The sequence below is a fragment of the Nocardia farcinica genome, assembly GCF_001182745.1.
GTDB classification, from domain to species: Bacteria; Actinomycetota; Actinomycetes; order Mycobacteriales; family Mycobacteriaceae; genus Nocardia; species Nocardia farcinica.
Window position 1 is genome coordinate 2,065,589 of the sequence record NZ_LN868938.1, and the last position, 21,829, is coordinate 2,087,417.

The following is a 21,829-nucleotide window of genomic DNA, read 5'->3' on the forward strand; positions in this document are numbered from 1 at the left end:
GCCGCGCCCGCCGAAGCGGCGCGGAACGAACCAGCTGCACCGGCCGGCGTAGGCACCGGCCGCGATGAGGCTTCCGGCAGGGTGGCCGGTCCGCCTACGATGACGCGATGCGAAACCCGGCGGTCGATTCCGGTGGGGGGCGGTTGGCGAAGGCGGTGGGGCAGCTCCAGCGGCACATGCTGTTCGATGCCGCCCTGCTCGTCCATCAACCGGCGGGGGCACGGAGCCGGATCGTGTCGCGGCTCGGGTACAGCCAGGGCGCCGCGTGGGCGTTGCAGCATCTCTTTCCCCGCGACTACGAAGTCGGCTTCACCGCCCGGCTCAACCCGGACGACCACCTGCCGCTGTCGATCAGCGACGTCCGGGTCGACATCCGCGAGCAGTTCACCCGCACGGTGCTGTTCCGCCGGTATCTGCGGGCTGAGGGCTATGCCGACGGGATGTCGGTGGAGTTGTTCGACGACGGCGACTACGTCGGTGTCGCCCACTTCTCCGCGCGTCGCCCGGACGCCTTCGGCACGGCCCAGCGCGCGCTCGCCCAGGACCTGTCCGGGTTACTGGCGCTGGCCCTGCGCCACGGCGAGCACGCGGCCGAGTCACCCGCTGAGCGCGGCGCCGCGGGCCGCACCTACCTGCGGTGGGGCCCCGACCAGCGGATCGCCGACACAGCACGCGCGGTCCCCTTCCTCGACGACCCGGCGTTCGCGCGCGTCGTCGACGCCTTCCTCACCAGCGCCCTGACCGAACTCCGGCACCTGTGGCTGCATCAGGGCGCGTGGTATCGCGTCGTGCTCGCCCGCCGCGGCGACTTCGGCGACCTGGAGGTGTGCGTCCGCGCCGTCACCCCCGACGAGGTGTGGCGGTTGAGTGCGCAGGAACTGCGGGTGCTCAGCGGCCTGGTCGTCGGCCGCACCGATGCCGAGATCGCCGCCGACCTGAGCTTGAGCCCGCGCACCGTGCACGCCCACATGGTCAGCATCCGCCGCAAGCTCGGCGTGACCCGGCGGACGGAGGCCGCCGCCCGCGCGACCGCGACGGCGACCTTCGTGCCCGGCCCGGCGACGGCCCCCGTGCCCGACCTGGCCCGCATCTACCGGGACACCGCGCTCAGCTGATGTCGGCCACCAGCTCGGCGGCCGCGTCGACGGCCGCGCGCTCGTGCGGGAGCAGTTCGTCGCCGCCCATCGCCCCCAGGATCGGCTGGTAGGCGTCGGCGATGCCGGTCGAGACCCCGGCCAGTTCCTCGACCACCGCGAGCCCGCAGAACGGCACGTAGTACGGGCTGTAACCGCCCTCCTGCAGACAGGCCAGCCGGCCGCCCGCCACCTCGTCGGCCACGTCGAGCATCTTGCGGGTCAGCGATCGGAACCCGTCGCTGCGCAACATCATGCGCGCCAGCGGGTCCATCATCGAGGCGTCGAAACCGCTCGCGACGATGATCAATTCGGGCCGGTAGGCGCGCAGCGCGGGCAGGACGACGGTGTCGAAGGCGTAGTCGTAGGCGCCGCTGCCCCCGCCCGGCGGCAACGGAATGTTGAGCGTGTACCCGAAGCCCGCACCCGACCCGCGCTCGTCGCGGAACCCGGAGTCGGACGGGAAGCACCGATCCTGGTGCACCGAAATGTTCAGCACCCGCGCCGATTCCCGGAAGATGTCCTGGGCGCCGTTGCCGTGGTGCACATCCCAGTCCACGATCGCCACCCGCTGCATCCCCAGCACCTCGAGCGCGTACGCGGCCGCGATGGCACCGTTGTTGAACAGGCAGAAACCACGGCCGGTCGCCCGTTCGGCATGGTGCCCCGGCGGGTTGATCAAGGCGTAGGCGTTGGTCACGGTGCCGTCGGCGACCGCGCGAACCGCCTCGATCGCCCCACCGGCCGCCAGCAGCGCGATGTGGTGGCCGCCGTTGCCGAACGGCGACACCCCGTCCCCGGCGTCACCACCCTTGGGCAGCGCGCTCTCGGCGAGAATTCGCTCGTAGTGCGCCTCGTCGTGCACCCGGAGCACGTCGTCCCTGGTGGCGGGCGCGGGCTCGAGCTGGTGCAGCGACTTGATCAACCCCGACGCGCAGATCAACTCGTGCAGCCGCCGCTTGGTGTCCGGGTGCGCGACATGGTGCGAGATCGGCTGGGTCAAGGCGTCCACGCTGGGCGGGAACACGCCGCCGCTGCCCGTGTCCGCCCACCCGTAGAGCGTGTTCCAGATGTATCCGGTGGTGGTTGCCACAATCGTTCCTCTCCGTCCGAGTGTTCGGTGGAGTCAGGATCGAGGGGGGTGGGCAGGCTGTCATCGGTAGAAATACCGAACGACGACGCCGGGAACGGGACCGGCGGGCAACTCTCAGTACTTGAGTGCCCCCGCGTCGACGGGGATCTGGGTGCCGGTGATGACGCCCGAGCCCGGCCCGGCCAGCCACGAAACCACGTCGGCGACCTGGTCGACGGGCATGAAGCCGCTCTTCCCGTCGGCTGCCTGCCGCAGCGGCACCGGGGGGAAGGCGTGCAGGTAGGCCGGGTGCTTGCCGAACATCTCCATCATCGCGTCGGGCTGGATCATGGGGGTGTCGACGGAGTACGGGTGGATCGAGTTGACGCGGATGCCGAATTCGCCTGCCTCGAGCGCCAGGGTGTTGGTGAGGGCGACGAGGCCGTGTTTGGCGGCGGCGTAGTGGCCGTTGCCGGGGGTGGCTTTCAGTCCGGCCGAGGAGCTGACGATGACGATGGATCCGCCGTTGCCCGCTTCGATCATCGCGGGGACGACGGCGCGGACGGTGCGCCAGGTGCCGTTGAGGTTGACGTCGACGACGGTGTCCCAGGCGTCCTCGCTCAACTCCCACAGGCGGCCCCAGCTCAGCACGCCCGCGTTGGCGACGAGCACGTCGAGGCGGCCGAACATCGCGACGCCGTCGGCGACGACGTCCTGCAGGGCCGCGAGATCCCGGATGTCGACCACGCGGGTGAGGACCTTGCGGCCGGCGGCTTCGACCAGGCGGGCGGTCTCGGCGAGGTCGGCCTCGGTGGGAGCCGGGTAGGTGACGGTGTCGGAGACCGGCGCGCACACGTCGACGGCGATGATGTCGGCGCCGTCGGCGGCCAGCCGGGCGGCGTGCGCCCGGCCCTGGCCGCGGGCCGCGCCCGTCACCAGTGCCACTTTCCCCTGGAGGGGCTCGGTCCGGTCACTCATGGCAGCACCTTCGATCTTCTCGTTCGGTCCGCGCTGCCGGGTCGGCGCGGCGCGGGCGTCGACCGCAGGCGGTCGGACCCCGACAGCACCGGCGATTTCGGCGTCGGCACTGCGCGCCGACAGTCCCGTCCGAAGGTAGACGAGTGTCCAGTCCACCGTCAATACACCGGTCCATCGATACACGGGCGGCATGGGGCGACGGGCGGTGCACCGCCGACCCGCCCGACGCCGGCCCGCCCGGGCCGGTTCCGAACGGCGGTGGCGCGATGCCCCTGTCCATCACGCCACCGCCACCGACCCGAGCGTGCCGACGGCGGGGACCCAGGTGGTCGGCCGTGCACCGCCGATCGGCCGCCGAGCCCTCCCCTCCACGTCTCGGCGCGCGGCGGCCCTCCCATCTCACCGTCCGCGCGGCGCGCTCGACAACACCCGACCGCACCCCGTTACGGGGTGCACCGTCGCGGGTGGTACTACTCGGCAGTGGTACCAGCCGTGCGTCGGCGGGCGCGGAACGATAGGGGTGGCGGCAGTGGAATTGCCCACGCTGGGCGGGTTCGTCCGGGCGCGACGGGAACGGCGCGGGATGAGCAGGCAGGAGTTGGCCACCGCGATCCACTCCAGCCTGGGATACATCGCCAAGATCGAGCAGGGCGGTGCCGCAGGCCCGAGTCCCGCGGTCCTGGAAGCGCTGTCGGAGGTCTACGGTCTCGACGCCGACGAACGACGGCACCTGTATCGGCTGGCCGGGCAGACACCCGAGGACCCGCCCGCGACCGCGCCCGCCCATCGCGACACCCTGGACGCCTTCGCCCCGCATCCGGCCGCATACCGCAGCGAAACCGGGGACGTGCTGGACGCCAACGCCGCCCACGACGCGACCTTCCCCGGCCTTCGCCGGCACGGCAACGTGCTGCGCTGGCTGTTCACCGATCCGCGCGCCCGCCTGGTGCACGAGGAATGGGAGCGCGAAGCCCGCATCGCCGTGGGGATGCTGCGCCATCACGCCGCGTGCCCGCGCGATCCGGGGGCGGTGGCACGCCTGCTCGGCGATCTCGCCGAGCAGCCCGACTTCCACCGGTTGTGGTCGGCGGGCATCGTGTCGGTCGCCCGGCCCGACCCGCACCTCCGTTTGCGCAGGCCCGGCACCGGCGAGGTGTTCACCCTGCGGACCGAACTCTTCGCCGACACCGCCGACCCGGCGCGTCAGCTCTGGCTCGGCGTGCCGTCGAGCTGAGCCAGCCACTCCCGCAACAGCGCGTTCACCTCCCGCGGGTGGGTGATGTTCACCGCGTGCGTGGCGCCGGGGACGGTGTGGAGTCGTGTCGGCCCGCCGAGACTCGCGGCGAGCGCTTCCATGTCCTCCGCGGCGAACGCCTGGTCGCTGATTCCGCGCAACAGTAGTGCGGGGCAGGTGATCTCGCCGATCAGCTCGGTGATGGACTCGCGGTTGATCAGGCAGTCGGCCGCCAGCCGGATGCGCCGGCGATCACCGGTCGACCACTTGTCCAGCCAGGGCCGGCGGTCCTCGTCGGTGCCGCCGATCATCACCGAGGCCATCGTCTTGGCGATCGGCGCGAGCGGGCCGCTGCCGGTCCAGGCGTCCATGACCTCGCGATAGCCGATCTTCTGTTTCGGCGTGTAGGCCTCGGCGGAGGTGCCGATGAGGATCAGCCCGTCCACCCGCGGCGGCGCGAGCAACGCCATTCGCAGGGCCGTGAACCCGCCCTGCGACATCCCGCCGGCCACCACCCGGTCCAACCCGAGCGCGTCGACGACCGCCCACGCGTCGCGAGCGAGGTCCCAGTAGCTGAACGGCTCACCGGAGTCCTCGGTGCCGCCGAAGCCGCGCGCGTCGATGGCGATCACCCGGTAGTCCGGCGCGAGCCCGGCCGCCTGCGCCGCGAACATCTCGTGGTCCAGGAAGAAGCCGTGCCCGAGCACCACGGCCCGGCCGCTTCCACCGGTATCGGTGAAATGAATCTTCACCCCGTTGTTTTCGATGTACGGCACATCCACCACCCCTCACTGGTCGCCCGAGCACTCTAGCAAGAACAGGTTCTAGAAAAATGGCCGCACCGGGCACGCCCCCGGTCACCGCCGCACTCCGCCGAACCGCGACCACCGCGCGAACGACACCCGGGGCGCGGCACATTCCACATCCGCCACCGCCAGCACCCGGTTCAACGACACGGCATCGATATGCGCCGAGGACGGCAACAACACCACATCCGCACCCGACGCCGCCACCTGCTCGGCCACACCGAGAACCGAACACGGATCACCCCACCGCACCGGATACCCCAACCGCCGCGCCAGGCGGCGGACCTGTCCCGAATCCCACTCGTAGGTCGGAGACAACGGATCTATCCAACCGAACGCGAACACGCGAATCCCTCCATCCCCTCGATGGCCGAAGCCGGCAGCCACGCCCCGCGCGGCTGCGAGCTGGAGGGAAACCTTGGCAGTGCGACCGCCGCATACCGTTCCGCTGTGGAACAGTGGAGGAATGAGCGACTTCCAGCCGGACGACGGACGGTGGGTCGGCCGCCGAGTGCGCACCATCCGCGCGCGGCGCGGCATCTCGCAGCAGGTCCTCGCCGACCGAGCCGGACTGTCCCGTAGTGCGATCGCCAAGTACGAGAACGGTTTACGGCCGGTGGACTCGCGGCGGACGCTGTTGGCGCTGGCTTCAGCGCTTGGGGTCACCGTCGCAGACCTGGCGGGCCACGAACACGAGAAGCTCGACCCCGGCACCGCCGCATTCCACATGGTGGTCCCGGAGATCGAGGCCGTGCTGTGGTCGCGCGGCAACGTGACCGACCATCGCCCGCCGGTGGGTCCGGCGGAACTGGCCGCGCTGACGCGCAAGGCCACCGAGCTGCGCAACGACTGTGACTACTCCGCGCTCGGACCGATGCTCGTGCCGATGCTCACCGACGCCTACCGGCACGTGCGCGACGCGGAGAGCGAGCGGGCGTGGGACGTGCTCGCCGCCGTGACCTACGGCATCGCCTCCGCACTGCGGGCGCGCGGCTATCACGCCCTGGCCTGGACGGCGGCGCAGGAGTGCGAGCGCGCCGCGGCGCAGGTCGACGGGGTGGCGGCGGTGGCGACGGCGGCGTTCAGCAAGGGACAGATCATGCTGTCGCGCCCGGGCGCATTGCCCGCGGCGCTGGACACCACCATCGGCACCGCCGAGCAGATCGCCGGTGCCGTCCGCACCGTCGGTGAGGTGGAAACGTACGGGATGCTGCACCTGCACGGGTCCATGGTGGCGGCCACCCTGGGCGGGGATCCCGAACCCCACCTGGCCGAAGCCGCCGCGCAGGCCGACCGCCTCGCCGCCGCCCGGCCGAGCACCTCCCTGGCGCGCAACGACTCCTTCGGCCCCGCCAACGTGACGCTCTGGCGAATGTCGGCCGCCCTGGAGCGCCGCGAGCCCGGCCGCGTGCTCGCCCTGGCACCACGACTCTCCCCCGCCGACCTGCCGAATCAGGGCCGCCGCGCCCAGTACTTCGTCGAGATCGGGCGTGCCCACGCCATGCAGAAGCACTACCGCGACTCGCTCTACGCGCTGCTGCGGGCGGAACACCTTGCGCCGCAGCATGTCCGCACGATGGTCCACGTGCGCGAACTCGTCGGCCACATGATGCGCAAGGCGCGCCGCGACCTGACGACGGGCGAGCTGGGCCGACTCGCCCAGCGGGTCGGTGTGGTACCGGGTTGACGACCGCCCCCCAGGCGAGCTTCACCCGGAGATGAACGACTACCCCTGACCCGCGCCCTTCCACCGGGGGTGGTCGAGGACGGCCTGCCATGCCTGCGCCCACGGGAATTCCGCGAGGCGTTGCTCGCCGGTGCCGGGCTCGTGCCCGCCGTGGACGGCGTCGCCGATCAGGGTCACGCCCCATTCGGCGAGGTTGCGCAACGCGGTTCGAATGGGCGGGAAGCTCATCTGGGCGCGGTTGGAGAACGGCACGGCCACGATCGGCAGGCCCTTTCCCACGCCTTCCACCAGGAGCCCGAGCGGCAGGGTGTCGGAGATGCCGACGGCGAACTTGGCCACCGAATTACAGGTCAGGGGTGCGGCGATCATGGCGTCGGCGGGTGGCAGCAGGTCGGGGGTGCCGGGGTCCTTGTACTCGGTGCGGACGACGTGGCCGGTCTGCTCGGCCAACGCGGCGGTGTCGAGGAAACGGCGGCCCTGCGGTGAGGCGACGACGCATACGTCCCAGCCGTCGCGCTGCGCCGAATCCACGAGCCGGCCGACGTCGCGGGCGGCGGGTGAACCGGTGACGAGCGCGTAGAGGACGGGTTCCCCCAGAGAGTTCATCCGGTCATGGTCGCAGGCGGACGGGGTGCGGCGCGAGTCAGCGATTCGTCTCGGCCGTGCGTGCGGCGAGGCGGGCCCATACGGCGTGGTCCGTGCGCGGTCCGCCCGGCGTCTCGGCTCCGTAGCGCTCGATCACCGCGTCCAGGTCGAGCGGAGCCGTCAGCGCCGTTCCCGGTTTCAGGGCTTCCTCGACGTGTTCGTCGGGGACCAGCCAGCACACCTCGAATTCGATGCCGTCGGGGTCGCGGCCGTAGAGGGCTTTGGTGGAGCCGTGGTCGCCGGTGCCGGTGAGGGCTCCGGCGGCTCGGAGTCGGTCCCGCATCGTCGCGAGTTCGGCGAGCGTGTCGACTTCCCAGGCCACGTGGTAGAGCCCGACCGCGCCCGGAGTGACCGGGGTGCGGTCGCGGGACTGGAACAGGCCGAGATCGTGGTCGTTGGCCGAGCCCGCGTGCCGCAGGAACGCGCCACCGGGGAAGCCGCCCGGCAGGCGCTGGAAGCCGAGCACGTCTTCGTAGAACGCGAGACTGCGCGGCAGGTCGGCGACGAACAGGACGACATGGTTGATTCCGCGCATCCGCCTGCGGCCTCCTCGAACTCGGTGCGGTCGGGCGATACCGGCCCCCGTCCTGTTTACTACCGCACCAGTACGCGCGCCGGGCAGGGTGGTGCTCATTCAGCGGGAGCCGTCCGGTACCGGCGAGCCCGCGGTGGACTCGCCGGTCACGAACCTCAGTGCACCCCGGCCAGCGCCTGGATCGGGGTGGTGGCCACGGCCGTCGGGTAGAGGACGTGGACGAAACCGCGGTCACGGTCGTTGATGTCGAGCCCGCCCGGGACCGGTCGGCCGTCGCGCATGATCGAGCCCGGGAGCTGGTAGCACATGATCGACTGGGTGTCGGTGGGGGTGGTGATCAGGGCCACCTCCTCCAGCGGTGTCAGCACCTGGGCGCGGGTGGTGGCCTCCGACCAGCCGACGCGGTCGCGGAAGTAGCGGATGGCCTTGGCCGGGTCGATGCGGTGCACGACGTCGCGGCGCAGGTGTTCGTGCGGGAAACCGAGAGTGTGGCCGGTTTCGTGGCGGACGACGCGGGTGTATTCGCGTTCGTCGGTGTCGAGGCCGAACGAGTCGAGGTTCATGGTCGCCTCGTCGGCGGGAATCTGCAGCACGTCGGTGCCGAGATAGGACCAGTAGCCGTCGCCGGGGGTGCGGGCGATGCGGATCTCGGCGTCGGGGGCGGTGCTGCGGTGGAAACCGATGTTCGCCCCCGGTGACCAGGCGTTCATGTGGGCCAGGATGCGGTCCTGGAGCGCGCGGTCGGTGGTGTCGAGGAAACGGACGCCGAGGTGGACGCCGCCGCTGCGCCAGTACTTGGTGGTCATGGCCGAGATGAACTCGCGGTTCACCGGGCGCTCGCCCACCAGTCCCGCGATGGGACGCACATAGGGCATGTTGGCGGGATTGATCTCGACGGCGAGCCGGGCGGACTCGATCTGCTTGTCGTCGGGCAGCCGCTTGGGGCTGCAGATCGCGAGGGTGTTCATGATGGTTCTCCGGGCTGGGCCGGGGCCGGGAGCACCCGGCCCCGGGGCGTCCTCACGGGCGCATGTCGGTCAATCCGTGCCGGACGACGTCGACCATCCCCTTGCCGCCGGCGAACACCAGGCGGGTGGGATCGAGGCCGTCCTTCTCCTGTCCGCTGCAGACGCCGACCACGAACGGGTTGGCGGTGTGCACCCACAGCGGGCCGCCCGACCAGCCGGGCCCGAGGTCGGCGCGCAGCGCGAACTCGAGTTCCTTGCCGGGACTGTCGTTGTCGATGTCGCGGATGCCCATGTCCAGCTCCACGGCGGGGCGCTGACCGTAGCTGCCGGGGTAGCCGGAGGAGACGTAGCGCCGGTTGTAGTACTCGTCCTCGTCGCCCCAGGACTGCGAGCCCATCCAGCCCAGCGCGTTGCCGAGCGGGTTGTAGAGCTTGCAGATGACGTAGTCGTAGCCGGTGGGCACGTCGCCGCCGGGGTTGTAGCCCCAATAGCTCTGCACGAACGAGGATCCGAACGGCCGGTCGCCGTTGCGGAAGGCGGGGATGAACTCCATGCTCCAGTTGCTCGCGCCCCACGGGGCGACATGCCCCGCGGTGAGCAGCAGGTTGGGGCCGACGAGGACGCCGCTGCCGCGTTTGCCGTTGCTGTTGAACACGATGCCCACCGTGCACATCGGATACAGCATCGGGTTGGGTTCCTCGTGCACGAGCGGCTCGTAGAAGGTCTGGCCGTCGAGCGAGAACGTCTCGGCCACCGTGGGTTCGGCGTAGGTCGCCCACGGCGGGCAGTAGGGCGCGGTGACGGCGTCGCCGCGTGCGGGCGCCTCGGCCGGGTTCAGCGCGTGCTGTTCCTGGCCGGGAATCGCATGCACGAGTTCTTTGACGGTGGTGGGAATCTCGGTGCGCTCGAGCAGGTGGCCCGGCGCGGGATCGATGACGGTCATGGTGTGCTCCTCGGATGACATCAGGACTGGGGGGCGCGGACGAGCCCCGCGCCGGTGTCGGTGGGATCGGTACCGGGGATGAGCCGGTCGGTGGTGGCCTCGCCGATCAGCTTGGCCTGCAGGACGAGCGGGGCGAGCTGACCCTGTGCGGCCAGCTTCTCCGCCCACAGCGCCGCCACCCCCGCCGCGTGCGGAGTGGCCATGCTGGTGCCGCTCATGGACTCGGTGCCGCCGCCGACGGCCGCGCTGACCACACCGACGCCGGGTGCGGAGACGGTGGCGCGCGAGTTCGAGAAGGGCGCGACGGCAAGGCCGTTCGCGGTGCGTCCCAGCGCGCCGACGGCGACGATGCCTGCCGCCGCGGCGGGCGGGGCGACGTCGATCTCGAACGGTGGCGTGCGGTCGCGGCCGCTCTCGTTACCGGTGGCCGCCACCACCATCGGCTGACCGATGCCCGCGGCCAGGAACTGCGACAGCGTCTCGAACAGCTGCACGTTGGCGGTGTAGGCGCGCAGCGCCAGCGACGTGGCCACCGGGATGGACAGCCCGCGCAGCGTGACCAGTTTCTCGACGAAGCCGGGGAAATCGATGCCGAGCGACATCGAGATCACGTGCGCGCCGTTGTCGCGCGCCCACAGGATCGCCTCGGCGATGGTGTCGCTGCCGCCGCCACCGGGGCCGAGGACCTTGCCGATCAACGCGCGCCCGACCCCGCGCGCGACGCCGATCCGCGTGCCGTCCAGGTCGCGACCGAAAATCGTTCCGGCGCAGTGCGTTCCGTGACCGTCTTTGTCGTGGGCGGAGCCGCCGCCGGTGAAGTCCCTGGTGACCAGGTCGACGCCGGCGAAGGCGGGGTGGTCGGCGTCGATACCGGTGTCGAGCACCGCGACGGTGACACCCTGCCCGGTGAACGGCGAGGTCGTCGCGCCGACGGCCTCGACGCCCCAGGTGGGACCCGCCGCCGCGGCGACGACACCGCCGCGCTCGGCCGGTTCGACGAGGCGCATCGGCATCGCCGGGCCGAACCCGACGACGGTCGGATCGGCGGCGACCGACCGCAACGTCGCCGCGTCGACCTCATCGATATCGATGCGGACGTCGGCGGCGACCTCGGCGGGAAAGGCCGCGGGGCCCGCGTTCGGCTCCCGCAGCACCGCGCGGGCGGGGGCGCGCAACACGACGAGTTTCTCCCCCGCGAGGACATGTGTTGGCTCGGACATGGTGACTCCAGATTTCCGGGGTGGGGTGGAAGGAGGCACCAAGGCTAGGTCCGCGCGGGGCGGCGGATCGCGAGTAGCGACTACTCGATTCGGGACGGCGCGGCGAGGACGATTCCGCCGGCGCGGCCGGTGGGTACTCGCCCCCACCTGCGCCGACAGCCGCCGCCCGCTCTAGGGTTCCGGGGTGTCGCGTTCGTGCGCGGTCAACAGGAGATGGTCGAAGCGGGTGCGTTCCCCGACACCGCAGCCGCCGAATTCGGTGACGGCTTCGACCAGGCGGGCGGCCAGGTCGCGGAGTTTGGTGTTCGTCTCCTGGGAGCGCCAGGCGAGCACGCGGAAAGCCTGCTCGGCGCTGATGCCGTACATGAGCATGAGGGCGCCCTTGGCCTGGTCGATCACCGAGCGGGTGGCGACCAGGTCGGGCAGGGTCTCGTCGAGGACTTCCTTGCGGGCTTCGTCGAGGCGGTCGGTGAGGTCGATGTAGTAGCCGGTCGAGCCGACGACGCGGCCGTCCGCGTCGCGCATCTCGTCGCCGACGACCAGGACGTGCCGGACGCGGCCGTGTGTGTCCAGGATGCGGTGCCTGCTGCAGAACGGTTGACCGGTCGACACCGCGGCCGCGAGAATGTCGGCGACCGCATCGCGGTCCTCGGGATGCTTGTGAGCCAGCATCAGCTCGGTGGTGGGCACCACCGAACCCGGTGCGTAGCCGTGCAACACGGCCACCTCGTCCGACCATTCCCAGCGCTGGTCCGCGAACCAGAACCGATAGCTGCCCGCCGGCCGCCACGCATCGGCGGCGGAGACCGGGGGCGTCCCGTTGCCTTCGCTCACGGTTCCAGTATCCCGCCCCGCACCACTCCCCCGCGCACGGGCGCGTCGCGGGCAACTGCGCAGCAGACGCGCGGTCCCCGTTTTCGCGCCGGTCCGCGGGGGGCGTCCATCGAATGTCCGAACCGTCGGCGTCCACCCCTGCTCGGCGCGCCGGGTGATCTACCGGCCCGCCGCCCGTTCCCCGCGCAAGGTGGTGACCACACTCGTGACCAGGGCGACCGGTGTGCCGTCCGCGCGCACCACCTCGCACTGGTAGTGGGTGATGGTGCGCCCGGAGTGCACCGGGCGGGCCACCGCCCGCAGCGTCTCCCGCCAGACCGGGCGCAGGTAGACCGCGCGCAGGTCGATGCTGGTGAAGCTCTCGTCCGGGGCGACCACCGTGGAGTGCGCGGTGCCGATCGCGGCGTCGGCCAGTTCGGCGAGCAACCCGCCGTGAACCGTGCCCTGCTGATTGCCGTGCACCGCGGCGTCGGCGTCGATCTCGACGGTGGCGGTCCCGTGGTCGACCGCGACCAGCCGGATGCCGAGGGTCCGCGAAATGGCGGTCGGGTAGCGGAACCGGCAGGACTGGTCGGGGGTGGCGGTACCGGCGACGACGGCGCGCAGGTAGTCCAGGACCGGGAGTTCGGTGGTCGTGCTCGTCATGCGCGCACGCTAACGACGGTCGACTAGGACGATCAAACAATTGTCCTAGGTACAGTGGGCGGATGCCGTCCTACCGCAGCGTGGCGGACCTGATCGCCGAACAGATCACCGCGGGCCGATGGGCGCCCGGCGATCGGCTGCCCACGCACCGCCAACTGGCCGCGGAGTTCGGTATCGCCATCGCGACCGCCACACGGGCGTATGCCGAGCTGAAGCGCACCGGCATCGTCGTCGGCGAACCCGGCCGCGGCACCTTCGTGCGGGATCGCTCGGTGCGGCTGGTGTCGCCGGAGTACGGGCCGGGCGCCGATACGGTGTGGGCGGATCTGTCCATCACGCAACCGTTTTCGCGACGGCGCAGCGAGCTGCTGCGCGCGGCGTTGCGCGAGCTCGCGACGGCGGGCGAGCTGGACGCGGTGCTGCGGCGGCCACCGCCGGGTGGCCGTCCGCACGAGCGCCGGGCCGCCGCCGGGTATCCCGCGCGGTTGGGCATCGAGGCCGAAGCCGAGCGTGTCTTCCTCACCTCGGGCGCCCAGCACGGACTGGATCTCGTCCTCCGCGCGACCCTCGCGCCCGGTGACGCCGTCGCCGTCGACGAACTCACCTACCCCGGCTTCCGGATGCTGGCCGAGGCGCAACGGCTCGACCTGGTCCCGATTCCCGCCGACGGCGACGGCCCCGACCTCACCGCCCTCGCCCAGGCCTGCGCCCGGCGGCGGCTACGAGCGGTCTACACGATGCCGACACTGCACAACCCACTCGGCTGGGTGCTGAACGCCGCTGCCCGCGCCGAGCTGATCGCCCTCGCCCGCAAGCACGACCTGCTGCTGATCGAGGACGCCGCCTACGCCTTCCTCGCCGACCCCGCGCCCCCGCCGCTGGCCGCGCTGGCCCCGGAACGCACCTTCTGGGTGTCGAGCATTTCCAAGAGCGTGTCGGCGGGTCTGCGCTTCGGTCTCCTCGTCACGCCCGCGTCGGCCCGCAACGCGCTGTCCCGCATCGTCCGCACCACCATGGCGGGCCCGTCCAGCCTGGTCACCGCCTTGGTCGTGCGCTGGCTGAGCGACGGCACCCTCGCCGATCTCGAAGCCGCGAGCCGCGAAGCCGCCGCCGAACACCAGCGCATCCTGCGGCGTGAACTCGACGGCAGGCCGATGCGCGCGCACCCCCGCTCCTACTTCGCCTGGCTGCCCGTCGATCCCGGCCAGCGCATGGACCGGGTCGCGGCGGAACTGTCCCGCCGCGGCATCCGTGTCTCCACCGCCGACCTGTTCGCCACCACCCCGCACGTCCCGCACGGCCTGCGGTTGGCCGTGGGATCACTGTCCCCCCGCGACCTCCCGAACGCCCTGGCGGTGGTTCGCGATGTCCTCGACGACATCCCGCTGTGAGCGCGCGCCGCACTCACACCCGCGCCGAGGCGACCAGCCGGGCTCGCGGCGTGAGCACTCGCATGCCGGACTTCACCGCGCGGGCATAGGCCGCGGTGGCGGGGCGGTCGGTGGGGTGGCGGGGGATGTCCAGCAGGGCGCGGGTGCGGTCGTGGAGGAGGGTGCGGAGGGCGAAGTCGGGGAGGGTGCGGGGGATCCAGGTGTCGGGGTGCAGGAGCTGGGGAGCGAGTGCGGTGGTGTCGGGGGTGACGGTGAGTTCGGTGGCGCAGATCTCGGCCAGATAGTCGGTGAAGGCGGGCCAGGTGCCGGGCATGGGGCGGGCGGAGATGCCGTAGCGGCGGTACCAGGCGCAGCACTGGGCGTAGAGGGTGTTCTTCTCCTCGGCGGACAGGGGGCGGTCGAAGGTTTCGATGGCGGTGACGAGGGTGTCGACGTAGGTGGCGTGCTGGAAGAAGAACAAGTCGGGCGTGAGGCCGTTGTAGCGGCGGCCGCGGCTGTCGACGCCACGGACGAGTTCGTGGCCGTACAGGATCGCCGCGTGCGGGTCGCAGGGGGTGTAGGCGAGGTGGATCATGCGGGAGACCACCCGCTTCTTGTGCGCCCACAGCGCGGTGGGCGCGTGCTCGACGATCGCCGCCGCGACGGACGGGTGCAGGATCTGCAACCCGACCGCACGGGGCAGCGTCAGGGCGAAGCGGCGGTCGCCGAGATAGCGGCCGAGCAACGAATCACGTGGTACTGCGGGAGTTTTCATACGCAGCTCCGCTTCCGTTCGATTACGGGCGTCGCCGACCACCGAGGCCGCACGCGCGATACTATGAGATAGTTGCGTTATCATCGTCTCACAGGCGATCCGCAGGGGCGGCAGCCACTTCGGAGCGCACCGGCGGACCCCTACCGAAAACCACCAGTACGTCTTCATCGACGGCCGCGACTCGACCGCGCCGGGCGGATCGAGCGCGACGGATCCTTCTGCCGGAAATTGCCGACAACACAGACTGATTCGGCGGACAGGAGATTCACGCGGCATCGATCGGGAACGGCTGGAGTGGACCCGAAGTGGCCGGACGTTGCAGCTATCTCAACTCGGTGCTATACCAAATCTATGTCCTAAGGCTTAGATTTTCTCAAGCATCCTGTGAAGAAGCGGGCCGTCCAGCACCGACACCACACCCCGTTCCGGAGGTTTGCATGACTCACACCCTCGGCCATCCCGCCGCCACCGGCGCGGTGCCGCCCACCCCACCGACCCCGGTCCCGCACCCGGCCGCCGCGCACACCGTGCAGCGGCTGCCTGCCGTGCCGGATCGGCCGAGCGAATGGCATCCCGGCATGCTGTGGTGGGATGCGAGCACCGTGCTGGTGACCCGTCCCGATCCCGCGGGGCACTGGCCGACCACCGCGCACCTGGTGATTCCGATCGACCGCGGCAGGCTCGCCTTCCGTGTCTCCTCGCATTCGCCGGAAGCACAACAGCTGGTCCGTGATCCGCGGGTGATCGTGCAGGCGGGCAACTGGCGCGGCAAGCCCGCGGTCGGCTCCCGTCAGCACCAGGGCCGTGCCGAATTGATCCCGGCCGGACCGCTGTTCGACAAGATCGACGCGGGCCTGCGCACCAAGTACGGCATGCGCGTCGGCTTGGCCCGCATCTTCCACAACGTCGCGATGGGCTCGACCCCGTACGGCGACACCGCGGTCGTGGTGACCGTCCACGAGGTCTCCCCGCTTCCCCCGTCGGCCTGAGCACCGCAGATCTCCGCAGCGATCGGCGCGGGCGTTCACCCCGAACGTCCCGCGCCGATCCGCGTCTCCGGCGAAAGCGCGGGTCGGCTGGCCCGGTGGGCGGCCGTCGCCGACGGCGGCGGCGGCCGTCGCACAAGCCGGCGCGGCGGTGCGCTCACCTCACCCGGCGACAACGGTGGGCCGGGCGACCTTCGCGCGCGGCGGCTCGGCTCCGCGGACGCGGCCGGGGGTGAGCACGGTGACGTGCTCGAGCGCCTGCTCGACCAGCGTGTCGATGTCGGCGCGCTGCTCGATCACCCGCAGATCGGCGGGGTTGGTGCGGGTGGCGACCTCGCTGGGCGCGAGCAGGCTGCAGCAGTCCTCGTCGCGGAGCACCGAGATCTCCGCGGTGCCGATGCGCCGGGCCTCGGTGATGATCTCCTGTTTGTCCCAGCCGATCAGCGGGCGCAGCACCGGCAGCGTGCAGGCCTGGTCGGCGGAGACCAGATTCGACAGCGTCTGGCTGGCCACCTGCCCGAGGCTGTCGCCGGTGACCAGGGCGTCGCGCCGGCGACGACGCGCGAGTTCCTCGGCGATCCGCAGGTAGAGCCGGCGCCGGGCGACGATCTGGAGTTCTTCGGCGCCCGCGGTCGCCAACGTCTTCTGCGCGTTGCCGACCGGCACGACGTAGAGCCGCGCGGGCGTCTGATACCGCCCCAGCTCCCTGGCCAGCGCATACGCCTTGTACATGGAGCTGGGGTCGGTGTACGGGGCGCCGGTGAAATGGACGAAGTCGCAGTGCAACCCGCGGCGCATCGCCCGATAGGCCGCCACCGGCGAGTCGTAGCCGCCGGACAGCAGCACCAGCGCCCGCCCGCTGCAGCCCACCGGCAGCCCGCCCTGGCCGGGCAGCCGCTCGACCGAGACGAAGATCTCCCGCCGATCGACCTCCACCAGCACCGGCACCTCGGGCGCGGCCAGATCCACCCGCCAACCGAGTTCGGCACACACCCGCGCGCCGATGTGCGCGGCGAACGCGTCGGAGGACATCGGGAAGTCCTTCCAGCGTCGCCGCGCCCGCACCGCGAAGGTCGGCACGGGCGCGCCGGGACGCTCGGCGTGCCTGCGCCGCAACAGGTCGACGGCGGCGGCGGTGGCGTCCTCGACGGTGGGCGGCACCGACAGCGCGGGCTGCACCACGCTCAATCCCATCACCTCCTGCAGGCGACGGGTCAGCTCGGCGGGGTCGCGGTGGTGCGCCGACGCCACCAGGAACCCACCGCGGCGCCGGATGAGCACGGGCCCGCCCACGGCATGCCGCAGGTTGCGCACCAGGCAGTTCTCGAACCAGCCCTGGTTACGCCCCTTGACCGCGATCTCGCCGTATTTGGCCAGCACGCAGAATCCGGACATCTGCCACCCCTTTCGCCGTCGGTGACCGTCTCGTTCGCCTCCTATCCTGACAGCGCGGCCGCGGCCGGTGCCGCACCGCCGCCGATTCGGGGCCCCCGCGCGGGGTACAGCAGCTATGCCGTCGTGTTGACAGCTTCCGACTCGGAGGAGAACGAAACATGAATCTCGATCGCTCGTACTGCACTCGCTCGCTCCTGATCGCCGGCGCACTGGTGGCGGGCACCGTCCTGGCCGGGTGTACCGACGACAACGACACCGACACCGGCAACGCCACCGAGACGGTGACCATGGTGCCCACCACGACCGAGGGTGCTCAGACCACCACCGAATCGGAGACCGAAGCGGTGACACCGCAGGCCGCCCAGCAGCTGTGCGACATGATCCAGCCCGAACTGGACAACTGGCGCGGGCAGGGAGCCACGGTGGCGAAGGTGAGCTTCAACGGCACCGTGCAGAACTGGGCCGCACGCAACGACGGCCTCAACGACGACGTGATCCGCGACCGCACCATCGTCGACACCGTCACCACGCAGACCTGCCCGGATGTGCGCCAGCAGGCGCTCGAGGTGCTCGAGGTGCCGGATCTGGCCTCGGCACTGGTCGGCTTCGGCGGATAACACCCCGACCGGTCCCGCGGTGGGGGCCGTCGCCGACGGCACACGACGGCACGCGCGGCCCCCACGAAACCGGCCCTCCCGAAACCGGCCCCGACGAACCGGCTCAGACGCGGGCGCCGTCCGTGGCCGACACCAGTTCCCGGCGATCCGACTCCGCGGTCTCCCCGGCCGTGGTGATCGCGGTCGGGATCTTCGGCAGCGCCTGCGGATGATGCTCGCGCAGCCAGCCGAGCAGTTCCTCGCGCACCGCGCAGCGCAACGTCCACGCGTCGTCGGCGTCGGCGGCCGTCATGGTCGCGCGCACGACGATGTTGGTCGGGGTGCTGTCGGTGACCACCAAGCCGCAGTCGCGGCCGTCCCAGTCCCTGCGCTGTCGCAGGTACTCGCGCAGATGCTCGCGCAGCAGCGGGATCGGGGTGCTGTGGTCCAGGTGCAGGTAGACCGTGCCGGTGATCTGTGAGCCGCCGCGCGACCAGTTCTCGTAGGGCTTGCTGTTGAAGTAGGAGACCGGCATGGTGAGCCGCCGGTCGTCCCAGATCCGCACGGTGAGGAAGGCCAGCGTGATCTCCTCGACCGTGCCCCACTCCCCCTCCACCACGACGGTGTCGCCGATCTTGACCGAATCGCCGAAGGCGATCTGCAGTCCGGCGATGAGGTTGCTCAACGTGGACTGGGCGGCGACGCCCGCGATGATGCCGATCACGCCCGCGGAGGCCAGCAGCGAGGTCCCCAGTGCCCGCAGGCTCGGCACCAGCAGCAGGATCACCACCGCGGCGGTGGTCACCGCGAGCAGGAACGTCACGATCCGCCGCACCAGGCCGAGCTGGGTGCGCAGCTGACGCACCTTGGCGATGTCGCGGGTGCGGTCGGCGTAGGCGCGCAACATGTTCTCCGCCGCCGCGTCGACGCCACGGACCACCAGCCAGGCCGCGGCCATGATCGCCGTGGTGGCCAGCAGATTGCGGATCACCGCGTCCTGGCGCAGATTCAGTTCGGCCAGCGGATAGGTGCCGTGCAGGGCGACCGCGCCGAGGAACACCTGCAGCGGCAGATGGACGCGCCGCAGCAGGCCGGGGAGCGCGGTGCCGGGGCGTCTGCGCGCGCCGTAACAGAGCAGGCGATCGATGAGCAGTCCGAGGGTGACGGTGCCCGCGAGGGTCACCGCGAAGACGATCAGGGGCCGTAGTACTTGCTCCACCGGGTGGAACTCCTTGTCCGTCGTCGCCCGGCGCGCCGCGCGACCCGGAAGTCGTTCCCCGCGAAGATGGTTGTGCGGATGACGGGCGCGCCGAGGCTGTGTCGTTCGGCGGTCCTCGCAAGGACGTACCCGCCGGACGGCGGGTCACCACACCGTGCGGATGTGGCGAATGCCACCCGGGCGTGTCCACGCCGTGATGGCGGCCGCGCGACTAGCCTGCGTGCTCCCGGTAGCTGCGCGCCACCAGCGCCGCCCGCAGATAGCAGATGCCCCTGGCGTCGCCGGGGTCGTAGCCGGTGAGCCTGCCGATGCGGCGCAGGCGGTAGTCCAGTCCGTTGGTGTGCAGGTTCAGCATTCGGGCGGTGCGTTGCCGGTTCAGGCCGTTACCGATGTGGCAGCGCAAGGTTTCGAGCAGCTTCGGTTGCTCGTCGAGTGGGTCGAGCACGGTACCGAGGTAGTCCAAACCCGGTCCGGGGCGGGTGATCTGGTATTCGAGGGCCAGTTCCTCGAACCGGTACAGGGCCGGGCCCATGCGCAGCCGGTGCACCATGTCGAGCAGTTCGTGCGCGCGGTCGGCGGCGTCGGGGATCTCGTCGCGGGGCACGGTGACCGCGGTGGCGGTGAGCGGGCCACCCGCCGCCTGCGCGGCCGCGACCATCAGGCGTTCGAGGTTCGTCCGGTCGCTGACCGGCACCAGGACGGTTCCGCCGTCGCGGCCGAGCAGCGAGAGCACGTGGCGGCCGCGTTCGGCGAGTGCGATGCGCACCCGCTGGGCGAGCCGGCCGCTCTCGCGCGGCGCCTCGTCCTCGGCGGTGGCGAACGACACCGCCACCACCGCGTAGGTCTCGGCGACCTCGATGCCCGATTCGCGGACCAGGACGGGGTCGACCCGTCCGCCGAGCAGCGCGGCGGTCAACGTGTCGACAGCGCTGTGCTGCTGCGTGCCGACCGCACCCGCCTCCTCGAGGTAGCCCACCGACACGGCCACCGCGGCCTGCTCCAGCACCTCCCACAGCCGCCGGTCCACGCCGTCGCGGCCGGTGCCGTGCGCGGCCTCGACGGTCGCGAATTCCTTGTGCACGCAATCGAAGACGATGCGGTGCACGGTGCCCAGTGCGACGCCCTCGCGGGCGCAGGACGCCGCGGCCGCGGCCAGTCTGGCGGCCGCCGCCGCCACGTTCTCCTCGCCGAGGATGCCGACGGCCAAGTCGTGGCAGGCGCAGGACAGCGGCGCACCAGCACTGCCCGACGGTGCGCGCCCGGTGCCCGGCATTCCCGACAAGTGACCGATCATTCTTCTCTCACTCGGCGCCGGATCCGCGCCGCGCCCGACACGGATCGGTGCACCGTCGGACACCGGACCGAGCCGGCGCCCCTGTGCGGCTGTGGTCATCCACCGACCCCCATCCAAAACCGAAACCGAGAACGAATATCAACGTTACGCGACCTCATCCGGAGGTTCAACGGGCGGTGCACACCTCCGGGCGACTCGGCGGACCCACCGCAGGGCCCCGGATGCACCGGGCGCGTGCCGCGTGAATCCGCCCCGGACGCGGCCGCCCCGCCGATCCGCCGCCGTCTATCGAAGTGAACCTATATTCTTGTGCATGGAAAGGCCGCGCCGACAACCGCACCACCGCGGGTAGGTGACGGCGCACAATTCCGGAAACACGGAAGATGCAGTAACTTGTCGTCCACAGGCCCTGGATGCGCGCGCGATGGCCGTCGTGGGGGGCTCACCGGAGAGCATGGAGGTTTGCGTGGGCGTCGAGGTCAGGACCGAGGGTGTGACGAAGTCCTTCGGTTCGCAGCGTATTTGGCAGGATGTTTCGCTGACGCTGCCCGCCGGTGAGGTGAGCGCCCTGCTGGGTCCCTCGGGTACGGGTAAGTCGGTGTTTTTGAAGTCGTTGATCGGGTTGCTGCGGCCGGAGCGTGGGTCGATCTACATCGGTGACACCGATATCACGACGTGTTCGAACAAGGAGCTCTACGAGATCCGCAAGTTGTTCGGTGTGCTGTTCCAGGACGGTGCGCTGTTCGGGTCGATGAACTTGTTCGACAATGTGGCCTTCCCGTTGCGCGAGCACACCAAGAAGAGCGAGTCCGAGATCCGCAAGATCGTGATGGAGAAGCTCGAGCTGACCGGTCTGTTGGGTGCGGAGGGCAAGCTGCCGGGGGAGATCTCCGGTGGTATGCGCAAGCGGGCGGGGTTGGCGCGGGCGTTGGTGTTGGATCCGCAGATCATTCTGGTCGACGAGCCGGACTCGGGTCTGGATCCGGTGCGTACCTCGTATCTGTCGCAGTTGTTGATCGATATCAACGCCCAGATCGATGCGACGATCCTGATCGTGACCCACAACATCAATCTGGCGCGGACGGTGCCCGACAACATCGGGATGTTGTTCCGGCGTCAGTTGGTGATGTTCGGGCCGCGTGAGGTGTTGTTGACCTCGGAGGAGCCGGTGGTCAAGCAGTTCCTCAACGGTCGCATGATCGGTCCGATCGGTATGTCGGAGGAGAAGGACGAGGCGCAGATGGCCCGCGAGCAGGCCATGGTCGATGCCGGTCATCATCACGGCGGTGCCGAGGAGGTCGAGGGCATCATCCCGCAGATGCGGGCGACGCCGGGCATGCCGGTGCGGCAGGCGGTGGAACGGCGGCGGGCGCGGGTGCGCGAGATCATGCACACCCTGCCACCGGCCGCCCAGGCCGCCATCCGCGAATCACTGAACGAAAACGACGACACCCAGGTACTGCCCGCCTATTCGGACTCCCCCCGCTGATCCCG

Annotated in this window: 22 protein-coding genes; 7 read left to right on the top strand and 15 right to left on the bottom strand. The window is 70.8% G+C overall.

The features are described from left to right. The first annotated feature begins 107 nt into the window (after positions 1–107). Positions 108–1,115 carry a helix-turn-helix domain-containing protein gene (locus AMO33_RS10090; RefSeq protein ID WP_060592228.1) on the top strand — a complete coding sequence of 336 codons (1,008 nt, stop codon included), beginning with the start codon at positions 108–110 and terminating at the stop codon, positions 1,113–1,115. Here AMO33_RS10090 and AMO33_RS10095 read toward each other — a convergent pair. Next, on the bottom strand, positions 1,108–2,226 hold the full coding sequence (locus AMO33_RS10095; protein WP_060592230.1) for a class II histone deacetylase: 1,119 nt from the start codon (positions 2,224–2,226) through the stop codon (positions 1,108–1,110). The genes AMO33_RS10090 and AMO33_RS10095 overlap by 8 nt on opposite strands. A gap of 114 nt (positions 2,227–2,340) precedes the next feature. Continuing rightward, complete coding sequence (locus tag AMO33_RS10100) at positions 2,341–3,183, bottom strand: mycofactocin-coupled SDR family oxidoreductase (protein ID WP_060593411.1); 843 nt, start codon at positions 3,181–3,183, stop codon at positions 2,341–2,343. A 529-nt stretch (positions 3,184–3,712) separates the two neighbouring features. On the opposite strand from AMO33_RS10100, the gene AMO33_RS10105 reads away from it, so the two are divergent. Further along, positions 3,713–4,417: a helix-turn-helix transcriptional regulator gene (locus AMO33_RS10105; RefSeq protein ID WP_060592232.1), complete on the top strand. Its 705-nt coding sequence runs from the start codon at positions 3,713–3,715 to the stop codon at positions 4,415–4,417. Here AMO33_RS10105 and AMO33_RS10110 read toward each other — a convergent pair. After that, entirely contained in the window at positions 4,387–5,193 is an 807-nt protein-coding gene (locus AMO33_RS10110) for an alpha/beta fold hydrolase (protein WP_076574188.1), read from the bottom strand. The genes AMO33_RS10105 and AMO33_RS10110 overlap by 31 nt on opposite strands. Before the next feature lie 81 nt (positions 5,194–5,274). Continuing rightward, on the bottom strand, positions 5,275–5,541 hold the full coding sequence (locus AMO33_RS10115; RefSeq protein WP_220276393.1) for a hypothetical protein: 267 nt from the start codon (positions 5,539–5,541) through the stop codon (positions 5,275–5,277). 148 nt (positions 5,542–5,689) lie between these two features. On the opposite strand from AMO33_RS10115, the gene AMO33_RS10120 reads away from it, so the two are divergent. Beyond that, positions 5,690–6,910 carry a helix-turn-helix domain-containing protein gene (locus AMO33_RS10120; RefSeq protein WP_060592236.1) on the top strand — a complete coding sequence of 407 codons (1,221 nt, stop codon included), beginning with the start codon at positions 5,690–5,692 and terminating at the stop codon, positions 6,908–6,910. Positions 6,911–6,949: 39 nt separating this feature from the next. Here AMO33_RS10120 and AMO33_RS10125 read toward each other — a convergent pair whose 3' ends face one another. The 7 genes from AMO33_RS10125 to AMO33_RS10155 form a co-directional block, all read right to left on the bottom strand. Continuing rightward, complete coding sequence (locus AMO33_RS10125) at positions 6,950–7,516, bottom strand: flavoprotein (RefSeq protein ID WP_060592237.1); 567 nt, start codon at positions 7,514–7,516, stop codon at positions 6,950–6,952. Positions 7,517–7,553: 37 nt separating this feature from the next. Continuing rightward, positions 7,554–8,090 carry a VOC family protein gene (locus AMO33_RS10130; protein ID WP_060592239.1) on the bottom strand — a complete coding sequence of 179 codons (537 nt, stop codon included), beginning with the start codon at positions 8,088–8,090 and terminating at the stop codon, positions 7,554–7,556. A 155-nt stretch (positions 8,091–8,245) separates the two neighbouring features. Next, complete coding sequence (locus AMO33_RS10135; RefSeq protein WP_060592241.1) at positions 8,246–9,058, bottom strand: M12 family metallopeptidase; 813 nt, start codon at positions 9,056–9,058, stop codon at positions 8,246–8,248. A 52-nt stretch (positions 9,059–9,110) separates the two neighbouring features. Then, the gene (locus tag AMO33_RS10140; protein ID WP_086842600.1) at positions 9,111–10,001 is read right to left on the bottom strand and encodes a trypsin-like serine peptidase; all 891 of its coding nucleotides are present in this window, start codon (positions 9,999–10,001) and stop codon (positions 9,111–9,113) included. 20 nt (positions 10,002–10,021) lie between these two features. After that, on the bottom strand, positions 10,022–11,221 hold the full coding sequence (locus AMO33_RS10145) for a S8 family peptidase (RefSeq protein ID WP_060592245.1): 1,200 nt from the start codon (positions 11,219–11,221) through the stop codon (positions 10,022–10,024). Between the two features lie 171 nt (positions 11,222–11,392). Beyond that, positions 11,393–12,055, bottom strand: coding sequence for a PAS and ANTAR domain-containing protein (locus tag AMO33_RS10150; protein ID WP_060592247.1), 663 nt, complete (start codon positions 12,053–12,055; stop codon positions 11,393–11,395). Between the two features lie 159 nt (positions 12,056–12,214). Further along, complete coding sequence (locus tag AMO33_RS10155) at positions 12,215–12,700, bottom strand: PaaI family thioesterase (RefSeq protein WP_060592249.1); 486 nt, start codon at positions 12,698–12,700, stop codon at positions 12,215–12,217. Between the two features lie 62 nt (positions 12,701–12,762). On the opposite strand from AMO33_RS10155, the gene AMO33_RS10160 reads away from it, so the two are divergent. Beyond that, entirely contained in the window at positions 12,763–14,091 is a 1,329-nt protein-coding gene (locus AMO33_RS10160; protein ID WP_060592251.1) for an aminotransferase-like domain-containing protein, read from the top strand. Positions 14,092–14,104: 13 nt separating this feature from the next. Here AMO33_RS10160 and AMO33_RS10165 read toward each other — a convergent pair whose 3' ends face one another. Next, entirely contained in the window at positions 14,105–14,845 is a 741-nt protein-coding gene (locus tag AMO33_RS10165; protein ID WP_060592253.1) for an oxygenase MpaB family protein, read from the bottom strand. A gap of 437 nt (positions 14,846–15,282) precedes the next feature. Between AMO33_RS10165 and AMO33_RS10170 the strand changes: the two genes are divergently transcribed. After that, positions 15,283–15,834, top strand: coding sequence for a hypothetical protein (locus tag AMO33_RS10170; RefSeq protein ID WP_060592255.1), 552 nt, complete (start codon positions 15,283–15,285; stop codon positions 15,832–15,834). Positions 15,835–15,993: 159 nt separating this feature from the next. Here AMO33_RS10170 and thiI read toward each other — a convergent pair whose 3' ends face one another. After that, positions 15,994–17,226: a tRNA uracil 4-sulfurtransferase ThiI gene (gene thiI, locus AMO33_RS10175; protein WP_060592256.1), complete on the bottom strand. Its 1,233-nt coding sequence runs from the start codon at positions 17,224–17,226 to the stop codon at positions 15,994–15,996. A 158-nt stretch (positions 17,227–17,384) separates the two neighbouring features. On the opposite strand from thiI, the gene AMO33_RS10180 reads away from it, so the two are divergent. Further along, positions 17,385–17,843, top strand: a complete 459-nt coding sequence (locus AMO33_RS10180; protein WP_041560044.1) for a hypothetical protein — start codon at positions 17,385–17,387, stop codon at positions 17,841–17,843. A gap of 103 nt (positions 17,844–17,946) precedes the next feature. Here the strand turns inward: AMO33_RS10180 and AMO33_RS10185 are convergent, their stop codons facing one another. Together AMO33_RS10185 and AMO33_RS10190 are read right to left on the bottom strand one after the other, a co-directional pair. Further along, positions 17,947–19,041, bottom strand: a complete 1,095-nt coding sequence (locus tag AMO33_RS10185; protein WP_060592258.1) for a mechanosensitive ion channel family protein — start codon at positions 19,039–19,041, stop codon at positions 17,947–17,949. Between the two features lie 211 nt (positions 19,042–19,252). Next, on the bottom strand, positions 19,253–20,335 hold the full coding sequence (locus tag AMO33_RS10190) for a PucR family transcriptional regulator (protein ID WP_159005624.1): 1,083 nt from the start codon (positions 20,333–20,335) through the stop codon (positions 19,253–19,255). 454 nt (positions 20,336–20,789) lie between these two features. On the opposite strand from AMO33_RS10190, the gene AMO33_RS10195 reads away from it, so the two are divergent. Further along, positions 20,790–21,824, top strand: a complete 1,035-nt coding sequence (locus AMO33_RS10195) for an ABC transporter ATP-binding protein (RefSeq protein WP_041560858.1) — start codon at positions 20,790–20,792, stop codon at positions 21,822–21,824. Positions 21,825–21,829 lie beyond the last annotated feature (5 nt).